Here is a 19,141-nt window from a genome sequence, read left to right as displayed (position 1 = left end):
CTCACCCTGTGTTCCCCACCTCACGCACGCACCACAGATGGAGGTTGTGATGCTGGTCAGGGTTGGGGAGGGTGAGGAGGAGGGTGCGGGAGGGGCGGAAGTGGGACTATTTGTCGGATTCTTCAGCCGCGCGTCGTAAAGCTGCTAGATCGATGGTGGTGGGTGCTTCGTTGCAAATACCAGCACCAGAGCAGCCGGAGGGGTCGCAGCTGCCCGTAGTCTCGCACGGCATATCCCCCTCATCCTCACAGCTGGTGTGCTCGTGCGCATCGGTGTCAGCGTTGCTTGCACCGCCACAGCAGCCACCGGAATCAGAGGAGCAGCCGTCGCTTTCGTGCTCCTGACCCATAACCCCAGCAGCGCGAGTAGCCAGCGATGCGCCAAGCCCAAGGAAGTAGAGGGCTGCAATGAATCCGATGAGGGTGAAGATTAAAAGCCAGGAGATGCCGCTGAATGGGGGCACGGCGGCAATCGCCATGGCGGCGCCGGCTGCAACCCACAGTGGGCCGGCGAACTGGTGTGCCGTGTCCCAGTTTTCTTTGGATTTGCGCACTTCGGGGACTTTAATGCCGACGTATTTATTACCCGGCAGGTGGCGGGTCCACGCGAGGCCGCCAACGATAAGGAGGAAAACGGAGAGGAGGGCGAGGATACTGCCGAGAATCATCATGCTTTCAACTCTAGCGATGAACAGCCAGCGCCTGAAAAATTTTAAGCCTTCACGCTACAAACTCCCACGAAAGCCTTTGATACTCCCCTCGCCCACACAGGGCTTTATCGGCAGTGAGAAAAAGCAGTGAGAAATAACAGCCCGTAACCAGTCACAGCACAGCCAGAAATGCTCTGTGTAATCTGTTTGTGTCGCATAATAGCTACTGGGTGGCTGTCAATCTCCCCGTGCTGTCCCGCGGGTGTAGGTGGTTGCTGAGCTTGGGGTTTGACGAAAAAGAGGGGTGAATTTTATGTTGTGCTTGAGTGAATATATGAAAAGTGTTTAGCTCGCGCTAAGTTTATAGGGAGTGCTTCTTCGGCAGCTCAGCGCTGCTTCGGATGTGTTCGTCGCCCCAGACCCCCGTTACTTAATTATGCACAACACTGTAATAAGTGAATGCTGTTGAGGGGGGTGTGAGTCGGCTTCGGCTCAAAGCCGTATGTTCGGTTTGTCGTTATTCGTCTCTTTAGTTTGGATCTTTCTCATGAATCTACGTCGACTCTCGTCGTCGCTGTTGTTCAAAATTGTCCTCGCCATTGTGCTGGGCATTATCTGCAGCTTCTTCTTCCCTGAAGCATTGGCTCGAGTTTTCGTTACCTTCAATGGTCTGTTTGGTAATTTCCTCGGCTTCTTCGTGCCCGTGCTGATTTTCTCCCTGATCACTCCTGCTATTGCTGGTATGGGTCGTGGCGCTGGTAAGTGGCTGGCGTTTACCACTGGTATTGCCTACGGTTCGGCGGTGATTTCAGGTCTGATTTCGTGGGCGGCGTCTGTTGTCATCTACCCATGGTTGTTGGCTGGTCACGGCGATGTATCGATTGCCGACATTTCTGAGGGCGAGCTTTCGCCGTATATTTCGGTTGAGATTCCCGCACCGATGCCTGTGATGACCGCACTAGTACTCGCCTTCGTGGTGGGCGTTGCAATGACGACGGTGAAGTCTGACACCCTGTATGGCGGTGTTGCTGATCTGCGTCGCGTGGTAATGAAGGTGATTGCAAAATTCATCGTCCCTCTCCTGCCGGTCTACATTTTCGGCCTGTTCCTGTCGCTGGGCATGAACGGTAATTTGGTCGATGTTCTCAGCGCATTCTCCAAGGTTCTGGTACTCGCGATCATTGGTTCGATCGTGCTGCTCACCCTGCAGTACCTGATTGCTGGCGCGCTCACCGGCCGCAACCCATTCACTTCGATCAAGAACATGATGCCCGCATACTTCACCGCACTGGGCACCTCTTCCTCTGCCGCCACCATCCCCGTGACCTACGAATGCGCACGCAAGAACAATGTGTCGCAGTCTGTTGCTGGCTTCGTGATCCCACTGTGCGCGACCATTCACCTCTCGGGCTCGATGATGAAGATTACGCTGTTCGCCTTCGCGATCATGTTCATGGATGGCATGGCGCTGCCACTTCCGCTGGCCTTGGGCTTCATCCTGATGCTGGGCGTGACCATGGTTGCCGCGCCGGGTGTTCCTGGCGGTGCAATTATGGCTGCTGTGGGCTTGCTGTCGGCGAATTTGGGCTTCTCCGATGAGCAGGTTGCGTTGATGATTGCTGCTTACATCGCGATCGATTCCTTCGGCACCGCCTGCAACGTGACCGGCGACGGCGCGATTGGGTTGGTGATCGACAAGTTTGCGAAGGGCAACATCACCCGCAATGAGCTCGATGATGCTGACGATCTTGGCCTCGCCGTCGCCATTTCGGGCGGCGCTGTTGAGGATGCAGACAAAGATGCGACCCAAGCTTAAGCGTATCGACGTCGGCATCACACCGTTGCGATGTTTCACGTGAAACATCACTAAAGAATCCCCCGCTCCCCCAGTGAGAAATGAATTTTCCACAGGCAAGGCAGCGGGGGTTTTGTGTTGTCGAAGGATTAAAGGTTACAGAAGGTTAGGCAAGGTATCCGGAAGTGTACTGAGTGGCTCCACTGAGACTTTTCTTTCCAGAGTCAATACGCCACTGACCGCTTTTTCAGACACACAAAAATCCACTGGTACTCCTTGTTGAAGTTAGTTGGCTGTGGATGTTTTACATGGATTTCAATTCGTGACGGCTTCACCTGCGACACCCCCAAAAGTTCATAGCCAGGAGAAAATTTAGGCGGCCACCCGATCGCTCCACCAAGACTCGCACGCTTCTTGTCCGTGAGGTGGAGCATGGCAATGTCTACGCCTAATTCCAGCTCACGATCAAAGTTGGAATTTTCCTCATTGAGGCGTTTGTTTGCTTCCTTCTCCCAGTGATAGCGCGACTGAATGTAACTCCACACCACCTGTTCGTGGCTTAGCCCTTCAGGCAACGGGCAAATCGGTTTAAGCGCTGTTGGATCCCATGATAGTTCCGGCCAAAGCAAAGGTTGGTCTTCTGTTTTCTTTAAGGGTGCTGGCGCATTCACAGATTCTAAGAAGACACGACAGTTGTCTTTGCCCTTTTCGATGGTCTCCTGCATCGTATTATATCCCCGCCTATCACGATAAGATAGGTCAGTACCTGCTTTAATGAGAATCTTCGAGGCTTCGATTATGCCACTACTAGCAGTAAGAATTGCGGCACTGTGACCAAAAATTCATGCGAAGAAACGCGATTGACGTCCGTACCTCGTCCAATGAGGGTTTGAAGAATGGTAGTTTCTTTTTTCAACTGCCCACATCACTCCGGTGTAACCGAGTGCGGTGCACGATGCATCAATATCTGCTCCACTATCTAACAAAAGTTCAACGGTTTGCTAATGTCCATTGATCACCGCTTCTGCCAAACTGGTACGCCCTGTGCCTTTATGCCGATAATCCAGGGTTTCCCCTTAAGCCAACCGACGTTGAATTTTCTCACAGTCTCCCGCGCTGGCTGCTTTAAATAAGTGGTGAGTCCTGGACACAGAGTTTATAGGCAGCGCCATTGCAGCATTTTCAAAATCCCAAGGAATCATGAAATTTCTACGTTGTCGGCACACAGGTGATGGACATTGTCTAACTGAGCGAGGGGCTGGCGGACATGGAAAAATGCGTCACTGTAGGGAGCAAAGCTCATAAATAAAGGTCAGTGTTTAACGCGGTTTGCTCTAATGTTAAGCCTCAATGTGTGATTCAAAGTTGACGCTGACTAGAAGGTGCTAGACTTCTTAAGTCAATTGTTCACAATTGAAATGTGATGGTTTTCAGTGAGTAAAAACGATCGCCCCTTTTCAGTCACTTCCTTAACTCTTGTGGGGGAATGGATATCTTAGGAGGTGATGGAGCTAAGAAAGTGACTGAAAAAGGGGCGATGGCAGCAGGTTAACGTGGAAGGATGCGGTCGAGGATTGGTTTGATTGCTGGGAATGCGAGTGCAGCAAGTCCTGCCACTGCGGCAATGACACCGGCGACAATACCGATGATTGCGCCGACGCTTAGACCACCGTTGGGCTGGGTGTTGTCCATATTCTTATCTGGGTTGGACTGATTACCATTGCCACCATTATCTTGTGGGTTCTGATTGTTGTCACCGTTGCCTGCAGGCGGGTTTGCATTGTTGTTTCCACCCGGGGTATTCTCGCCCATCCCCTGCCCATTGCCTGCCTTTTCGGGATAGTTCTTGTTTTCCGCGCAGGCTTGGAACGCGACACGGGATTCATTGCGCAAAGTGGATAAGAATGTATTGTGGTCGGCACCCGCTTGTTGGCGGAGGGCATTGTAGGAAGCACTAGAATTCTTGGAAGTTAAAGGTGCAAGATCGATTGGCTTTGCATCGGTGAACCACTTTTGTACCTCGTTGTTCTTCACTGCTTCCCTGGCTGCTTCAGGATTGATCGCGACCAGTTCATTTTTAATAATTGATTTAGGGCTAATCCCAAGAAGGATGTAGTCGAAGTTGTTGAGGATAATGTGGATAGCGCTGGCATAGTCTTGTTGTTCGAAACCATGGTGAGCGCGCAAGTGCTCGACAATTTTGTCGTGGATTTCCTTAGATTGTGGAGTCTGACGAGTTTGTCTTTTGTATGAGTCAATGAGCTGGTACAAGGTCACATCTGAGAGCGCAAGTTTACGGAATACGTACAGTTCAGGGCTCATATCGTAGCTATACCAGTGTGCGGCATCTGGATTGGTCCTGTGTACCTGGATGTGGCAGGTGCCATCGGTGATGGTGTTGGTGATGGGGTGGGAAGAATCGGAGGTCTGGGCAATGGCGTGGATTGGGCTAAGGGTGATAGCGCCGGTGATCGCAGCAGCCCCGAGCTTTGCGCTTAGATTTTGCACAATCAAAACCTTTCTCTTGTGAAAATATCAATGAATGCGATTGTCATTATCTAAAACGTTGTCACTGTTCCGATTTATTCCCACGTGTTGGACAAACTGGAATGTGATCTGCGCCCCATGCTTTCTGGTTCTGCGATGATGCCTATCCAGCGTCGGAGGCGTGGGCTGCGAAAAATGCAGTTCACTGCCTAAAAAGGGGTAAAGGTGTGGGACATGAAAATCTTTTTCTATCGCTTTACAGAATTGCTACGCATCTGATTAAATAAAAGTCCATGGCAAACAAGATTGGCTTTGACCGTGACCAGTACATCGAGATGCAATCTCGACACATCCAAGCCCGCCGAGAAGAAATTGGCGGCAAGCTCTACCTCGAAATGGGTGGAAAGCTTTTCGACGACATGCACGCCTCCCGCGTTCTTCCCGGATTCACCCCAGACAATAAAATCGCAATGCTGGAAAAAATCCGCGACGAAGTCGAAATTCTCATCTGCATCAATGCCAAGGATCTTGAACGCCACAAAGTGCGCGCAGACCTTGGCATCACTTATGAAGACGATGTTTTGCGCCTCGTCGATGTCTTTCGCGACCGTGGCTTCCTCGTCGAACACGTTGTTCTTACCCAGATGGAAGACGATAACCGACTGGCACAGTCCTTCCTTGAACGCCTCGAACGCCTCGGTTTGAAGGTGTCCCGCCACCGCGTGATTCCCGGCTACCCCACCAACATGGATCTTATCGTTTCTGATGAAGGGCTTGGACGCAACGAGTATGCCGAAACCACCCGCGACCTCATCGTCGTCACGGCACCCGGGCCAGGCTCTGGTAAGCTCGCCACCTGCCTGTCGCAGGTATACCACGAGCACAAGCGTGGAATTAATGCCGGTTATGCCAAGTTTGAAACCTTCCCCATCTGGAACCTGCCGCTTGAGCATCCCGTCAATCTTGCCTACGAGGCTGCCACTGTCGACCTTAATGATGCGAACGTGATCGATCACTTCCATCTGTCCGCGCACGGTGAGCAGACCGTGAACTATAACCGCGACGTCGAAGCGTTCCCACTGCTCAAAACACTGCTTGAACGCTTGACCGGCGCAACCCCTTACCAGTCCCCTACTGATATGGGTGTGAATATGGCCGGCTACTGCATCATCGATGATGACGCATGCCGTGAAGCATCGAACCAGGAAATCATCCGCCGCTACTTCAAAGCACTCGTGGATGAGGCACGTAATGGGTTGGATTCCACCCAGTCGGAGCGGGCAGCGGTCGTGATGGCAAAGGCTAACATCACACCTGAAATGCGCCGCGTGGTTGCCCCAGCACGCGCAATTGAAGAGCAGGATGGGCTACCTGGTTGTGCCATGGAGCTTGCCGACGGCACCATCATCACCGGCCGCACCAGTGATCTGTTGGGTTGCTCCGCAGCAATGCTGCTGAATGCACTCAAGCATCTGGCGGGCATTGATGATTCCGTTCACCTACTCTCCCCTGATTCCATCGAGCCGATCCAGTCGTTGAAAACGAAGCACCTTGGTTCGGTCAATCCGCGCCTACATACTGATGAAGTGCTCATTGCACTGTCGGTTTCGGCGGGTACGTGTGAGGAATCACGTTTGGCCCTTGAACAGTTGAAGCAACTGCGTGGCTGCGATGCTCATACCACCACAATTTTAGGATCGGTCGACGAAGCGATCTTTAGAAATCTCGGTGTGCTCGTTACCTGTGATCCGAAGTTCCAACGCAAGTCCTTGTACCAGAAGCGTTAAAGGCACCAGCTGGAAAGTGTAGCTGTACGTACGCACGAGAGGATTATCTTCTTCAGTGGAGAAACCCCGCGTGCGCGCGTGCATTTTTCATGCAGAAATGCATTGGTTCAACGATAAATCGTTATGCATGTTTCACGTGAAACATGCATAACTATGTTGCATAAGTAGACCTGCTGTGGCGGAAAACACTGTGCTGTGAGTTAAGTTTTTAGGATAGCCTAAAACTATGAATATCATGCCCTTTTTCACCGCTGTTACAGTATGTGGCGTCATTGTTGGGCTTGCGCCGCAGGCTAGTTCTATACCTGTGATTGATGATCACCACCCTGCTCTTCCACCGGCATCCGTCCCAGCGCATGTGGTACAGCCGCGTGTGACCGTCACCGATGAGCAGGGTCGTACACTCAGTGGTCCGGTACGTCGTGGTGACACGTTAATTGTCTACGGTACTGGCTTTGATCCGCAGGCTAATCGCGGCGGATTCCTTTTCCCTGTTCCGCCAGGGGTACCCAACGGTGTGTTCGTGCTGTATTCAGCCTTGCCTGAACACTGGAAACCTTCGCAAGGTGCGCCCCCGAGTGCCCGTGTGCACCCGCATGATCGGATGGCATGGGTAATGCCAGCAGGCACGTTGGAGTCGATTCCGACAGCCCCTATTGATATGCGTCGCAGTATTGCGCGGGTGGCGCAGCCGATGGCAGATAATGGGAGTTTCGTGGCGCGGGTTGTGGTTGATCCGCCGGAGAAAACCCCAGGTGATCGGTGGGGTATTTATGTGTATGCCGGTGCTGGCAGCATAAATGCGGCGGAAGAAATCTTCATTCCGATCCCCTTCGACCCCTCCCCCGGTGCGAATACGGTGCCTACGCGCCCTGATTTGCTTGTCGACGCCCACTCCATCGCCGCACTCACACGCACTCTTGGTGGTGGGGTGAATGCAAAGAATGGGGCGGCAATGCACGGCGGAATGATTAGTTTCACTAAGGCGGCGGATGCTGGGGATGGTGTCCTGCGTTTCTCGGGCATGGTGATTATGACTGCCCGTTTTAGTGCGGTGGAGGTGGCGGTGGCTGATCCGTGGTTGCGTCCGGTAGCTGGCGGTTTTGAACTCAGCGCATTGGTATCTCAGTCGCCGACTGTGGGCCCTGATCAGATGCAGCGCCAGGTGTTGGGAACGGTTGCTGGAATTAGTGGCGATCAGGTGTTGAAGAACGGCTCTGTTGAGGTGGCGAAGTTGAAGTTTAACCACGGCTCCTAGCGCCGTGCTTTATGATCATAATGGGCTATTTTGATCACAAAGGGGGACATTCTGGGTGTTATTGTGGTCATAAAGCAGCAAAATGATCACTTTGATGGAAGACGTGGTGAGCTCATGGCTCAATATCGCAGCCTCAAGGCAAAGTTTCATGCCAGTGACCAAGCTCGTGCTGATGAGCTTTATCGGGCGCGGATTACTTCTGGTACAAGCATCAGGTGGGATTTTCCGATTCGGGATTTCAGAAATCAAACCGAATGGCCATTGTGGTGTGAACTCACAGTTCCGATTGTGGGCATGATGGAAAAGATCTATCACAATGAACTGTTGATTGCGACGTTGTATCTGCGACTTTCACCTGTTGCACGAAGGCATTATATGCTGCGACTGATTGCCAATGAGGTGGTGGACACAAATGCTATTGAACAGGTGCCCTCAACGCACACAGAGCTGGCAGTTGCACTTGCACGCCTTGAAAAGCCGCAGGGGGCAAAGAGTGTGCGTTTTCAACACGCAGCACGACTTTTCCATCGATTAGGGGATGGCACGCTGGATATTCCTAGTAGTGCCCAGCAGCTCAAAGATCTCTACTTGCAATTCTTGGAAGGTGAGATTGATCAAGCTGATGCCTTAGATGGCACGCTTTTTCGCGCACAACAGGTGAGTGTCTTTTCGCCTGCCCGTGGTGAGATTCATCGTGGCATTGAGCCTGAGGAAAAGATCATTGAGGCAGTAGAAATGATGCTGGCTACCCTGCATGATGAGAACAACCCGCAACTTATTAATGCATTGATAAGTCACTTCATGTTCGAGTATGCGCACCCGTTCTATGACGGCAATGGGCGTTGTGGTCGGTTTCTGTTGGGTTTGAGCTTAAGCAAAATTTGCTCACCACTGGTTGCGTTGACGCTTTCCACTGTTATTTATGAGCAGAAAGAGGAATATTTTAACGCGTTTGAGCAGGTGGAAAAGCCAGACAATCGGGGGGATGCAACAGAATTTATAGCTACACTTCTAGAGTTTGTGCACAGGGCACAACTGCGCGTTATTGGGCAGCTGCACGTCTTGATACAGCAACTGACCACTGTGCTGCAGAAGATAGAAGAGGCACAGGTAGGTGATCGGCGGATGGAGAAAAATCTTGCTCTAGTGTTGTCGGTGGTCGCCGAAGTGGAAATTTGTGGTTTAGGTGATGGGGTGACGCGGATGGAGCTTGCTCGATGGAGAGAAAAAAGCCCTACGCAAACACGAAGATATTTACGTCAGCTTGCTGAGCGTGGGCTTATTTCTGAAACGTCGACGCGACCGAAGCGGTATTCGCTCAGTGACGCTGGTTGTAAGATGCTGGGGATTTAGATGAGTTTTTGCTGCCGCGCGGTGGTAATGGCGGCGGTGCGGTTATCGACGCCCAGTTTGGAGTAGATGTGCACGAGATGGGTTTTGACGGTGGCTTCGGAGATGAAGAGTTGCGCGGCGAGTTGTCGGTTGGTTGCCCCTGATTCGAGGGCGCGCAAAATCTCAATCTCGCGCCCGGAGAGTGAGGCGTGGGGTTGGCTGATGCGGTTCATCAGTGCTTTTGCAACCTCGGGTGAGAGGGTGCGTTCGCCTTTCGCGGTGGCGATGACGGCGTCGTGAAGCGCTTTTTCGGGGGCGTCTTTGAGCAGGTAGCCGAGTGCGCCGGCTTCGATGGCGGCGACGATGTCGGCTTCGGTGTCGTAGGTGGTGAGGATGAGCACGGGTGGGGCGGATTTGTCGGCGCTGAGTGTTTTGGTGAGGCTGATGCCGTCGACGTCGGGCATTTGGATGTCGGAAACAACAACATCAATGTTTTTCTCAGCAAGGCTGGCGGCGGTGATCCCCTGCCCGGAGCTGGCTTCGGCGGCGACGATGATGTCGTCGAAGCTGTCTAAGATGGCGCGTAAGCCGGCCCGCACTACTGGGTGGTCGTCGATAAGCATGACGCGGATTTCGGTGCTCACTTTAGTCATCTCTCCTGCTTGTTAGGGGGATTTTGCAATTGATGGACACGGAGGTGTGATCGTGTACCCCAAATTCTATTGCGAAAGTTCCATTCAGGTCTACGATGCGTTGGCGCATCCCGCTCAGCCCGAAGCCAAAGTTGGGGTTGTGGGTGTCGGTGTCGAGGGTGCCGTTGTCCATCACATCGATGAGCACTTCATCTTCCCAAATGCTTACGGTAATCACAGCTTTGGTGGCGTTGGAGTGCTTATGAATGTTGCTGATCGCCTCCTGCACGGTGCGCACAATCGCCCGCGACACCGGCTCCGGCACAAGATTGGCGTCGCCTGTGACTTCGAGCGTGAATGTGCGGGCAATGCCCAGCGCAGTATCGCGTTCTTGGGCGCGGTCGATGATGCGCTCCAAGGCGCGCGGAAGGGGGTCGCCGAGGTCGGGGGAGGCGAGGTCGCGCACGAAACGGCGAGCTTCGCTTAACGACGCCTGGCCCTGGCGTGCGATCACCTTCAACTGTTCGGCAACGGCGTCGGTAGTGCCGGAGGAAAGCTGCGCTTGGGCGGCACGCGCCAACAGCACAATGGAGCTTAAGCCTTGGGCGACAGTGTCGTGGATTTCGCGGCTGAGTCGCTCTCGCTCCTCCAACCTGCCTGCCTGGTGCTCAGATTCTGCCAGCTCGGCCTGGGCGGCGCGCAACTGCTGGGCAATCTGCGCGTGGTGGTCGATCTCGCGACCCAGCGCACGGTAAAGGAAATACACGGCGGTGGCGAACACAGAACCGATACCAGGGCCGATGACGTGTGCCAAGGACCAGGATTCGGGGTGTGTGAGCGCGGGGAGGATACCTGCAACACCCCAGCCGAAGATCACCGCAAAAATGGACACACCCAAGGGGAGGATGTGCAGGTAGAGAAAGGCGAGGGGGAACAGAAGCCACACGAAGGAGGGCGAGAGCGCCACGAGGGCGACCCACACGATGCTCACTGCTGCGAGCCAGACAGTAGTGAGGCGGCGAGGAGCGGAACTGGTGGTGCTGCTGAGCTGGCTACCAAGCTTGGCTTGGCTGGCCAGGCTGCGGTTTTCCCATGTTGTGCCCACCAGGTAGATGCCTGCGAGCAAGGCGGTGAACACGACGATGCCGAGGGTGCCGGGTTGGGTAAAGGAGAATTCGCGGGCGGCGAGAGCTTGGATGAGTGCGACACTGAGCAAGAATGCGAAGGTGACGTGCAGGCTGACCCGCAGCATGACCAAGATGTGGTGCAGGCCAGAGCCGGTATCGGCAGGCGGTGATGTGGTGGAGTGTGCGTTGGGGCGTGGGGTCATCGCTGTGCTTTCAGTGCAAAGAAGGAAGTTAAGGAAGATTACGTCAGGTTGGTGAAGGTGAATGAAGCCAGTGGGGATCGCCACGAGCGGTTCAGGGCATCTAAGAAAAGATGATTCCTACTGTAGTGCCCACGACCACACAAAGGCAGTTGGTTGATACTTCATCAACCAACCGGTTGAGTGGAGTTTCGGGCGCTTAGCCGATGTAAACACCCCTGTGGCAGGGGTTGAATAGAGATTATGAGGAACAACCACGCTAACAGGTACACCAGCACAGCATAAAAGCGCAGGCACCTGTGCGAACACGTGCATGACATCATCGGCCTATGCGCCACCATCCCAGGCGTGGAGACTAAAGAAAAGACGAGGTAAAAAGATGTTTTTAAGTATCCGAGAAATCCGCAAAGCCGGCTCTAGGTTTGCGCTCATCGGCAGTGTCACCGTGCTGATTACGCTGCTGATCGTCATGCTTACCGGGCTGACGAACGGTTTAGGGAAGCAAAACACCGGTGCGTTGGAATCCTTAAACCCCGACAAAATAGCGTTCGTTAGCCCAAGTAGCACCAGTGAACCTGAGGTGTCGTTTACAAACTCCGCAGTCAGCGACGAAGCCCTGAACTCCTGGCGTGCGGTGGAAGGTGTTGAAAAGGCAATCCCACTGGGCGTATCCCAAACCCGCCTCGAATCCGAGCATGCAGCTGAACCCGGCGCACTTTTAGCACTCCCTGAGGGTACTGAGTTTGCAGGCGGCACTGTGGGCGATGGCGCGGTGCTATCAGCTGAACTCGCGCGGAAATTGCAGGTGGGAACAGGTGATGTGATCACTCTTGGCGGCCAAGAAGCGTCTGTTGTGGGTGTGGTTGATGCCCCTGAGGGCGCGGTGAGTAACTACTATTCGCACTCGCCAGTGGCGTGGGTAGATACGCACACCTGGCAGCAGGCTGCGCACACGTCGGCACTGGGCACTGTGGTGTTGTTGACGGTGGATTCCCATGCTGGTGATCTTGATGTGCCTGAGCATTCTGTGGTCACGGGGTTGAAGGGTTCATTCGCCGGGCTTGCCGCATACTCATCGGAGCAAGGTTCGTTGCGGTCGATGCAAGGCTTTTTGTATGCGATTTCGGCACTGGTGACGATTTCTTTCCTGACCGTGTGGACAATGCAGCGCACCCGCGATATTGCGGTGCTGCGGGCGATCGGCGCCAGCCGCAGGTATGTGCTTATCGACGCCCTCACCCAGTCCGCGATCATCCTCGGCGTGGGCAGTTTCCTCGGGGCTGTATTGGGGTGGGCTGCGGGTTGGGCAGTGCAATCCACCGGCACAGTTCCTTTCCACAGCGACTGGCAAACCGTAGCCGCTCCCGCAGTAGGTGTGTTCATCCTTGGGCTTATTGGCTCGCTCATTGCAGTACGCACAGTATCAAAGGTCAACCCCCTACTTGCACTCGGCGCAGCCCAATAACACCTCCAACCACCCCTTTGTAACCCCCTCCCACTTTTCTCCAGAAAGCCGTGCACACCATGACTACCCCCACACCCGTTCTTGAACTGACCAACACCAGCGTGGTTTACCCCGACGGACACAGCGAAGTAATCGCCCTCAATAAGGCCAATGTGCAGCTGTACCCCACAACCATGACCGCGCTTGTGGGCGAATCCGGTTCCGGTAAATCCACCCTCCTCTCCGTTGCCGCCACCCTCACCACACCCACGAGCGGCACGGTCACCTTTGAAGGCAACGACATCACCACCATCACCGAAGACCAGGCCGCCCACCTGCGCGCCCACAACATCGGCATTGTCTTCCAATCCCCTAACCTGCTGGGCTCACTGACCGCCGCCGAACAACTACTCATCACCGACCACATCCGTGGCCTGCGCGGCAAAGCCTTAAAGGCGCGCCGGGTGCGTGCCGAGGAGCTGTTGGAGCAGGTGGGTCTTGGTGGTTTTGGTTCGCGTTCGATGAGTCAGCTTTCTGGTGGTCAGCGTCAGCGTGTGAATATTGCGCGTGCGTTGATGGGTAATCCTTCGCTGCTGCTTGCTGATGAGCCTACGTCGGCCTTGGATCACCGTTTGTCGGTGGAGATTGTGGAACTATTGCGTGCTGTTACCCACGAGTTTTCTTTGGCTACGCTGATGGTCACTCATGATCGGAGCCAGTTGGAGTTGGTGGATCAGGTGCTGGAAATGCGGGATGGGCGTCTGCTTGATCCCACCCATGCGCAGCTGAAGTAATGCGGTTTTTCTCGTTTCGATTCCGCTCCCCTTTTCTGTGACCGTGCATGTGTGTATGCGCGGTCAGATAAGAGGGGTGTTGTGATTGTTGAAGGTGGCAAAGGGAAGTAAAATTAGTGCGTTCAGTAGCTTTCTTCCCTTTCTTTATGTATGTGTCTATCTTTTGCTGATTGATCAAAGAGGACGAATTAGAGGGGCTCGAGGAAAGCGTGTCACAGTTTTTAAGGTGAAACGGAGATTTTTCATGACCGCAACAGCTCCTATGCCCCCTGAGCATGAGCGTGCCGAAGCCGTTTTCACCACCGATAATGGCCGACCCATGAATGCCCGTGATTTCGCGGTGCTGGTGACAAATATTTCCCAAGCCACCACTGCCACGGCGAAGGCTTTCGCGGCGAAGTCGGGGGTGGCGCGTAACTGTGGTCGCCCACTGGTGCTTACTCCTACCGCCACTGGTTTTAGTTTGGCAGCTGCCCCACGGCCAAAGCGCCCGAATGACATTGAGCTTGATTTTGCGGTGCGCGATGCCGACGACACGGCATTATGCCAAGTGCTCTCCACGCTTTTTGGGGAAGGTACACAGTTGGAAAATCTGCCGCACCAGGCGCAGCAAGCCACCGCGAACGCGGCGCGGGTACTGCAGAAAAAGCGCAATGCCTTCCACGTTCAAGTACAGCAGCGGGGCATGGAAACCCGTCACTATGTGGGCAATTGTGTGCATGCGGAGAGCCTGGTGGCACAGTTTCGGGAAGAAAAAGTGCTCACAACAATTGTGGAAGACACATTCTTGTTTGATGGTTTCAAAGATTCCTCCGACACCGTGTTCTTAATGATGAACGGAACTTCCCAAGCGGTCAGTGCCACGGAGGAGCTTGTCCGCCGCGTCCAAGAGCTGCTTGCCACGATGAAAAGCGACCAGCATCTGCAGTTGGCGTGCCGTATTGAGCAGGTGCAGGTGACCAAACCTGGGCGTAAGCCAAAGATTTCTCGCACCTTGCTGGACGTGGAAAAGCAGGTGGACACCAAGGTGGGTGAACAGTTTTCCCTGTTGTTCTAAACAGCCCAGCTCACGGGTTTATGAGGGTTGTAGTGGGCTTGCTCATTAGGGCGAGGAATAATTGTTGTGAGTAATTGACCCCCGAACTGGCATGCTGTGTGCACGCTGTGTAAGGTGCGTGGAAATTATCAGTTAGAGATAGAGCGAGTGCTACTTGCAAAACCGCAGGTCAATTTTTGCCTTCTGTGCTGAAACTCTAACTATTAATTTTCAATCAATCAGTGCGCATTGATAGGTGCGCGTTTTTTGGGGCAACGGCTCTAGCTCAATGGGTGTATAGTCCACATTCCCCACCGTGTGGAATAAAACCTGTGGTAGTGAGGTTGTGAGCACGGTGGGGAGTATGGTGTGGTGGGTAAAAAATACTGAGGTTACAGTGTGGTGCTTGATGTTTCAGGGATGGGGCTGTGGACGGCCAAACCTTCAATGATGAGGCTTAGTTTGCGATCCAGAAAGCCGCGCTGTGCCCACGATTCATCGGGGCGGATCACAGCGTTTTCGCTGGTGTGGGCGAAAAGGAAATCAAGTTCACTCTGTCCTTGGGCGTTCGCTGTTTTCATTGCGGTAACAGATACATGCGTGGTCAGTACTGTATCACTAATGAAATCGAGGGCAAGCATGGCGTCGTCTTGCTTCAGCCCTGCCTTGACAAGGAAGGGGACAAAATAGTTGAAATATTCTTCGAGATACACAATGGCGCTGGGGTGGCGCAGGATAGTTAAGGCAAGGCCGGGGTATTTTTCGCACAAGTCCCAGCAGCGCGTCGCCCACAGCATGAGCGCATCTTTCCAGTTAGTTCCCTCTTTGACAGGTTGGGCTAATTCCTCGGCGGCTTGTTTCATGCAGCTATGCACGAGCGCATCGCGGCTGTCGAAAAGGCGGTACACCGCTGAAGGGGCAACGGAGAGTTCTTTCGCTACCTCTGCAAGGGTGAAATCATCGACACCAACACGGAAGGCTGCATCAATCACGTCTTGTCTACTAAACTTCGGTTTCGGGCCAGTTTTGCGACCCCTACGCTGAGCCATCATAGATATTAGGTTAGTCGCCAACCTTGCGCTTGGGAACGTTTATCCCAGAAACTACGATACGTACCACCCCGTGAAAACAAATCTTCGTGGGTTCCCACATCTTCCACAGTGCCCTCAGCACTCAGCGAAACAATGAGATCGGCCTGTGCAATGGTGTGTAGTTTGTGTGCAATCACAATGATAGTGGCATGCTCGCGAAGCTTATCGACGGCGGCCACCACGTTCGCTTCATTTTCCGGATCCAGGGCGCTGGTCGCCTCGTCGAGAAGCACAATCGGGGCTTGTTTGAGCAAAGCGCGCGCAATCGCAACACGTTGCCGCTCGCCACCGCTCAAACTCTTTCCGCCCTCGCCCACTGGGGTGTTCCAGCCCTGCGGCAACCTCGCTACAATCTCACTGACCCCAGCGAGACGCGCAGCCTCATAAATCTCATCCTCCGTTGCCTGTGGATTACCAATCATGATGTTGTTACGCAACGTATCGTCAAACAGGTACACATCCTGGAACACCATGGATAACTGCCGCATCAAATCACTACTGGTTAATTCCCGAACATCGACCCCACCGACCTTCACGCAGCCGGAATCGACCTCGTAGAAACGACTAATGAGCCTGGCAACAGTTGTTTTGCCACAGCCCGAGGGACCCACCAGCGCCACCATTTGATGCGCACCAGCAGTAAAACTCACATTGCGTAAAACGGGTTTATCCGGCTGGTACCCAAAGCACACATCCACCAATTCCACCGTGCCAGGAGTAGGCATAGGCACTGAGTTTACCGGCTCCGGCAACGGGCAGGCATCAAGGATCTCATTGATAGCTTCTAACAGTGGGCGACGTGTTTCCAACCCCACCGAGGCTTCCGTGAGCGCCATCAACACCTGGGCATAGCGCAGTGCCAAACCGATATAGGCTACAGTCACAAGAGGATCTAAGCTGCCGGTAATGGCCAGCCGAGCTGCAACAATAATCAGCGAAATCACCACGATCTGGGTGAGCACACCACCGACAATATTGCCTGCAATCTCAAACCACAGCTCCTTAGACTTGGCCTTGCGCCACTGCTTGTTAGCCTGAACTAAAGGCGGATAGTGCGTACTTAACCCACACGAACGCAACGTGGCCTGGTTATGGGTAAATTCCACAATACGGTCGGAAAGCTCGCGTTCACGCGGCTCCGCGATATTCTTGCCCTTCCGGCTCAAAGCGCCGGATGCGGAAAGGAACAGCAGATAAATAGGGGTGGACACCACCAAGATCAGCCCTAAACGATAGTCCCAGATCAAAGTGAGTACCATGATCACCACGGTGACAGTGATCCGACTAATCATTGGGGAAAACAGGTGGGCGATAACTTCCCCCACCATCAGCAGTTCGGAGGATACCATGCGCGAAATCTGCCCAGCCTTGGCCTGATGGAACCAGCCGAGGGGAAGTTTCGCTATCTGATCGCCCAACTTCCGGTGAATGTTTTTGACCATATCCATGGCGGTGTCGTAGCCATGACGAAATTGGAAATACCCAAACACGCCAGAACACACACCCAAAACAATCGCGCAATACACCCACGCCTGGATACTGAGCCCCCACACATTTTCTTGGGTGGACAGCGCAGTAATTGCGGGAACCAGTAAAAATAGCGACATGGCCTCGGCAATACCCATCACAATGGACATCCACATGGCCTTTGTAATCAACTCAGGCCGCGACAGCATGTTTTTACACATTGGCAGCAACGAAAACAATAGCGGTTTCATTTAAGAATTCTCCTCGTTGACATCAGATGGGGTGAGCCTCTGACGCGACGCCCACAGCTTGCGATACAGCGGATGATCCAACAAATCTTCATGACGACCACAGGCGGAGACCTCCCCTTGGTCGAGGATAATAATCCGATCCACACCCGCAATGGACTCCGGACGGTGCGCAATCACCAACACCGTGCGACCTTCAACCAGCAATGAGAGGGCATTTTGAATTTCAGCCTCGGACTCTGGGTCGGCGAAAGCAGTAGCTTCGTCCAAGATGAGGATGGGGGCGTCGATAAGCAAAGCGCGGGCAATCGCGATACGCTGCGCCTGTCCCGACGAGAAATTCGTCTCCTGACCCACAATGGTGTCAAAACCCTGCGGGAGCGCAGCAATCGCCTCATAAATCTGGGCCTTACGGGCAGCAGCAACAACCTGCTCAAAGGACGCATCGGGGCGACCCAGCGCAATATTGTCGCGCACCGACATCCGACACAGCTGCGGATCCTGCAACACAAAAGCAACCTGGCGATACAGCTGGTGAGTAGGCATAGACGCAATATCAACCCCACCGATCGTGATCCGACCAGAATCAGGATCATTAAACCTAGCCAACAACATCGCAATCGTCGACTTCCCCGACCCCGACGGGCCCACAAGCGCGGTCACAGTATTTTCTTCAAGCGTAAAACTCACATCTCGAGCAGCTACTGTTTCCCCATACGCAAAGCTCACCGCATCAAAAACCACCCGATTCCCCTGCGGATTCTGCACCGAATCCGACTGCGGTAGCACCGGTGTTTCCAACGCCTGAGTCACACGCAACGCCGCTGCACCCGCCAGCTGATATGCCCACACCATTCCCGCCAAAACCTCAATCGAGGACGGAACCATCAACGCAATAAGCGTCGTTGCCAGCACATCGATGGGGCTGACCCACCCAGACGCAACCATCAACGACCCGCCGCCAAGATTGATCGCAAGTAACACCGGAATCGCAATCGACGCCCCAGCTAGGGAAGAACCGCGCAGCATCGGAGTCACCCACGCTTCGTAGAACTGGGAGAATCCATCCGCAGCATCCTGATAGCGCTTATGCGCCTTGCCGACAGTACCGAAAGCTTTAACCACAGAGATGCCGGTGAAAAACTCCACCATAGTGGCCGAAACACGTGTTAAATGGAGATCCATTTCGACTGTTTTCTCACCCATATCCCGCATCATCCGCGCTGTGACACCCAGATAAATCGGAATGGCGGCAACAGCGAGAATTCCCAAACGCCAGTCGATGGTGAACGCGAAACCCACCAGCGCAAGTGGGGTAATGATGGCCTGGATAACATCAACAGGCTGGTGCGCAATCAGGGTGTGGATTTGCGCAATATCGTCGTGCACCGCCTTCCGAATCCGACCCGCATTCGTGCTGCTAAACCACCCCAAGGGGGCATGGGATAAGCGGTGAAGAGTCATTTCTCGGATGAGTGTGGAAATTTTCACGTCCGCAAAATGGGTGACGCTGAGCGCTAAACCAATCACAAACAACCGCACCGCGAACGTATTGATCAGCAAGAACACGTAGCGCCACACAGCATCGCTATCGACGGCGGTATCGGTGGTGTATGCCTGTAAAAGTAGCTCACCAATTTTGACAAGCGCAATATACGGAGCGATTGCCAAAACCCCAGACAACCCAGCAAGAACTTTGCCCACGCGCAGGCGCCACGCCACCGGGCCAAGAAGGTGCTGGAGCGCGGCTCGCCCTTGGGCGCGTTCTTCTTTAACCCAGATTTTTCATGGGGT

The 19,141-nt window shown here is 53.9% G+C and carries 15 protein-coding genes; 7 read left to right on the top strand and 8 right to left on the bottom strand.

What is annotated here, in order from left to right; all coding sequences use genetic code 11:
* Positions 1-106 precede the first annotated feature (106 nt).
* Positions 107-670 (bottom strand): SdpI family protein, encoded by a 564-nt coding sequence (locus CFELI_RS13420; protein WP_277103299.1) that lies wholly within the window; start codon positions 668-670, stop codon positions 107-109.
* A 526-nt stretch (positions 671-1,196) separates the two neighbouring features.
* Here CFELI_RS13420 and CFELI_RS13415 point away from each other — a divergent pair.
* Positions 1,197-2,465, top strand: coding sequence for a dicarboxylate/amino acid:cation symporter (locus CFELI_RS13415; RefSeq protein ID WP_277103300.1), 1,269 nt, complete (start codon positions 1,197-1,199; stop codon positions 2,463-2,465).
* Between the two features lie 203 nt (positions 2,466-2,668).
* Here CFELI_RS13415 and CFELI_RS13410 read toward each other — a convergent pair whose 3' ends face one another.
* Both CFELI_RS13410 and CFELI_RS13405 read right to left on the bottom strand, forming a co-directional pair.
* Complete coding sequence (locus CFELI_RS13410) at positions 2,669-3,169, bottom strand: hypothetical protein (protein ID WP_277103301.1); 501 nt, start codon at positions 3,167-3,169, stop codon at positions 2,669-2,671.
* Positions 3,170-3,992: 823 nt separating this feature from the next.
* A complete protein-coding gene (locus CFELI_RS13405) occupies positions 3,993-4,952 on the bottom strand; it encodes a hypothetical protein (protein WP_277103302.1) in 960 nt (319 codons plus the stop codon).
* Between the two features lie 272 nt (positions 4,953-5,224).
* Between CFELI_RS13405 and CFELI_RS13400 the strand changes: the two genes are divergently transcribed.
* The 3 genes from CFELI_RS13400 to CFELI_RS13390 all read left to right on the top strand — a co-directional run bounded on the left by CFELI_RS13400 (position 5,225) and on the right by CFELI_RS13390 (position 9,329).
* Complete coding sequence (locus CFELI_RS13400; protein ID WP_277103303.1) at positions 5,225-6,718, top strand: DUF1846 domain-containing protein; 1,494 nt, start codon at positions 5,225-5,227, stop codon at positions 6,716-6,718.
* A gap of 226 nt (positions 6,719-6,944) precedes the next feature.
* A complete protein-coding gene (locus CFELI_RS13395; protein ID WP_277103304.1) occupies positions 6,945-7,976 on the top strand; it encodes an HtaA protein in 1,032 nt (343 codons plus the stop codon).
* 114 nt (positions 7,977-8,090) lie between these two features.
* On the top strand, positions 8,091-9,329 hold the full coding sequence (locus tag CFELI_RS13390) for a Fic family protein (protein ID WP_277103305.1): 1,239 nt from the start codon (positions 8,091-8,093) through the stop codon (positions 9,327-9,329).
* Here the strand turns inward: CFELI_RS13390 and CFELI_RS13385 are convergent.
* Together CFELI_RS13385 and CFELI_RS13380 are read right to left on the bottom strand one after the other, a co-directional pair.
* Positions 9,326-9,961: a response regulator gene (locus CFELI_RS13385; protein ID WP_277103306.1), complete on the bottom strand. Its 636-nt coding sequence runs from the start codon at positions 9,959-9,961 to the stop codon at positions 9,326-9,328. The two genes, CFELI_RS13390 and CFELI_RS13385, sit on opposite strands and share 4 nt — an antisense overlap.
* Positions 9,954-11,270 (bottom strand): sensor histidine kinase, encoded by a 1,317-nt coding sequence (locus CFELI_RS13380; protein WP_277103307.1) that lies wholly within the window; start codon positions 11,268-11,270, stop codon positions 9,954-9,956. The genes CFELI_RS13385 and CFELI_RS13380 overlap by 8 nt, the downstream gene beginning before the upstream one ends.
* Before the next feature lie 376 nt (positions 11,271-11,646).
* Between CFELI_RS13380 and CFELI_RS13375 the strand changes: the two genes are divergently transcribed.
* The 3 genes from CFELI_RS13375 to CFELI_RS13365 all read left to right on the top strand — a co-directional run bounded on the left by CFELI_RS13375 (position 11,647) and on the right by CFELI_RS13365 (position 14,562).
* A complete protein-coding gene (locus CFELI_RS13375; protein WP_277103308.1) occupies positions 11,647-12,732 on the top strand; it encodes an ABC transporter permease in 1,086 nt (361 codons plus the stop codon).
* Positions 12,733-12,791: 59 nt separating this feature from the next.
* On the top strand, positions 12,792-13,505 hold the full coding sequence (locus CFELI_RS13370) for an ABC transporter ATP-binding protein (protein WP_277103309.1): 714 nt from the start codon (positions 12,792-12,794) through the stop codon (positions 13,503-13,505).
* Positions 13,506-13,749: 244 nt separating this feature from the next.
* On the top strand, positions 13,750-14,562 hold the full coding sequence (locus CFELI_RS13365; protein WP_277103310.1) for a hypothetical protein: 813 nt from the start codon (positions 13,750-13,752) through the stop codon (positions 14,560-14,562).
* Positions 14,563-14,933: 371 nt separating this feature from the next.
* Here CFELI_RS13365 and CFELI_RS13360 read toward each other — a convergent pair whose 3' ends face one another.
* The 3 genes from CFELI_RS13360 to CFELI_RS13350 are packed head-to-tail and all read right to left on the bottom strand — an operon-like array spanning position 14,934 to position 19,051.
* Complete coding sequence (locus CFELI_RS13360; protein ID WP_277103311.1) at positions 14,934-15,593, bottom strand: TetR/AcrR family transcriptional regulator; 660 nt, start codon at positions 15,591-15,593, stop codon at positions 14,934-14,936.
* Between the two features lie 5 nt (positions 15,594-15,598).
* The gene (locus CFELI_RS13355; protein ID WP_277103312.1) at positions 15,599-17,350 is read right to left on the bottom strand and encodes an ABC transporter ATP-binding protein; all 1,752 of its coding nucleotides are present in this window, start codon (positions 17,348-17,350) and stop codon (positions 15,599-15,601) included.
* Complete coding sequence (locus CFELI_RS13350) at positions 17,351-19,051, bottom strand: ABC transporter ATP-binding protein (protein WP_277103313.1); 1,701 nt, start codon at positions 19,049-19,051, stop codon at positions 17,351-17,353.
* Positions 19,052-19,141 lie beyond the last annotated feature (90 nt).

It is taken from the genome of Corynebacterium felinum (assembly GCF_030408755.1).
In the GTDB taxonomy this organism is placed as follows: Bacteria; Actinomycetota; Actinomycetes; order Mycobacteriales; family Mycobacteriaceae; genus Corynebacterium; species Corynebacterium felinum.
Note: the sequence above shows the minus strand (reverse complement) of the source record. Positions and strands in the feature narration are given on the sequence as shown.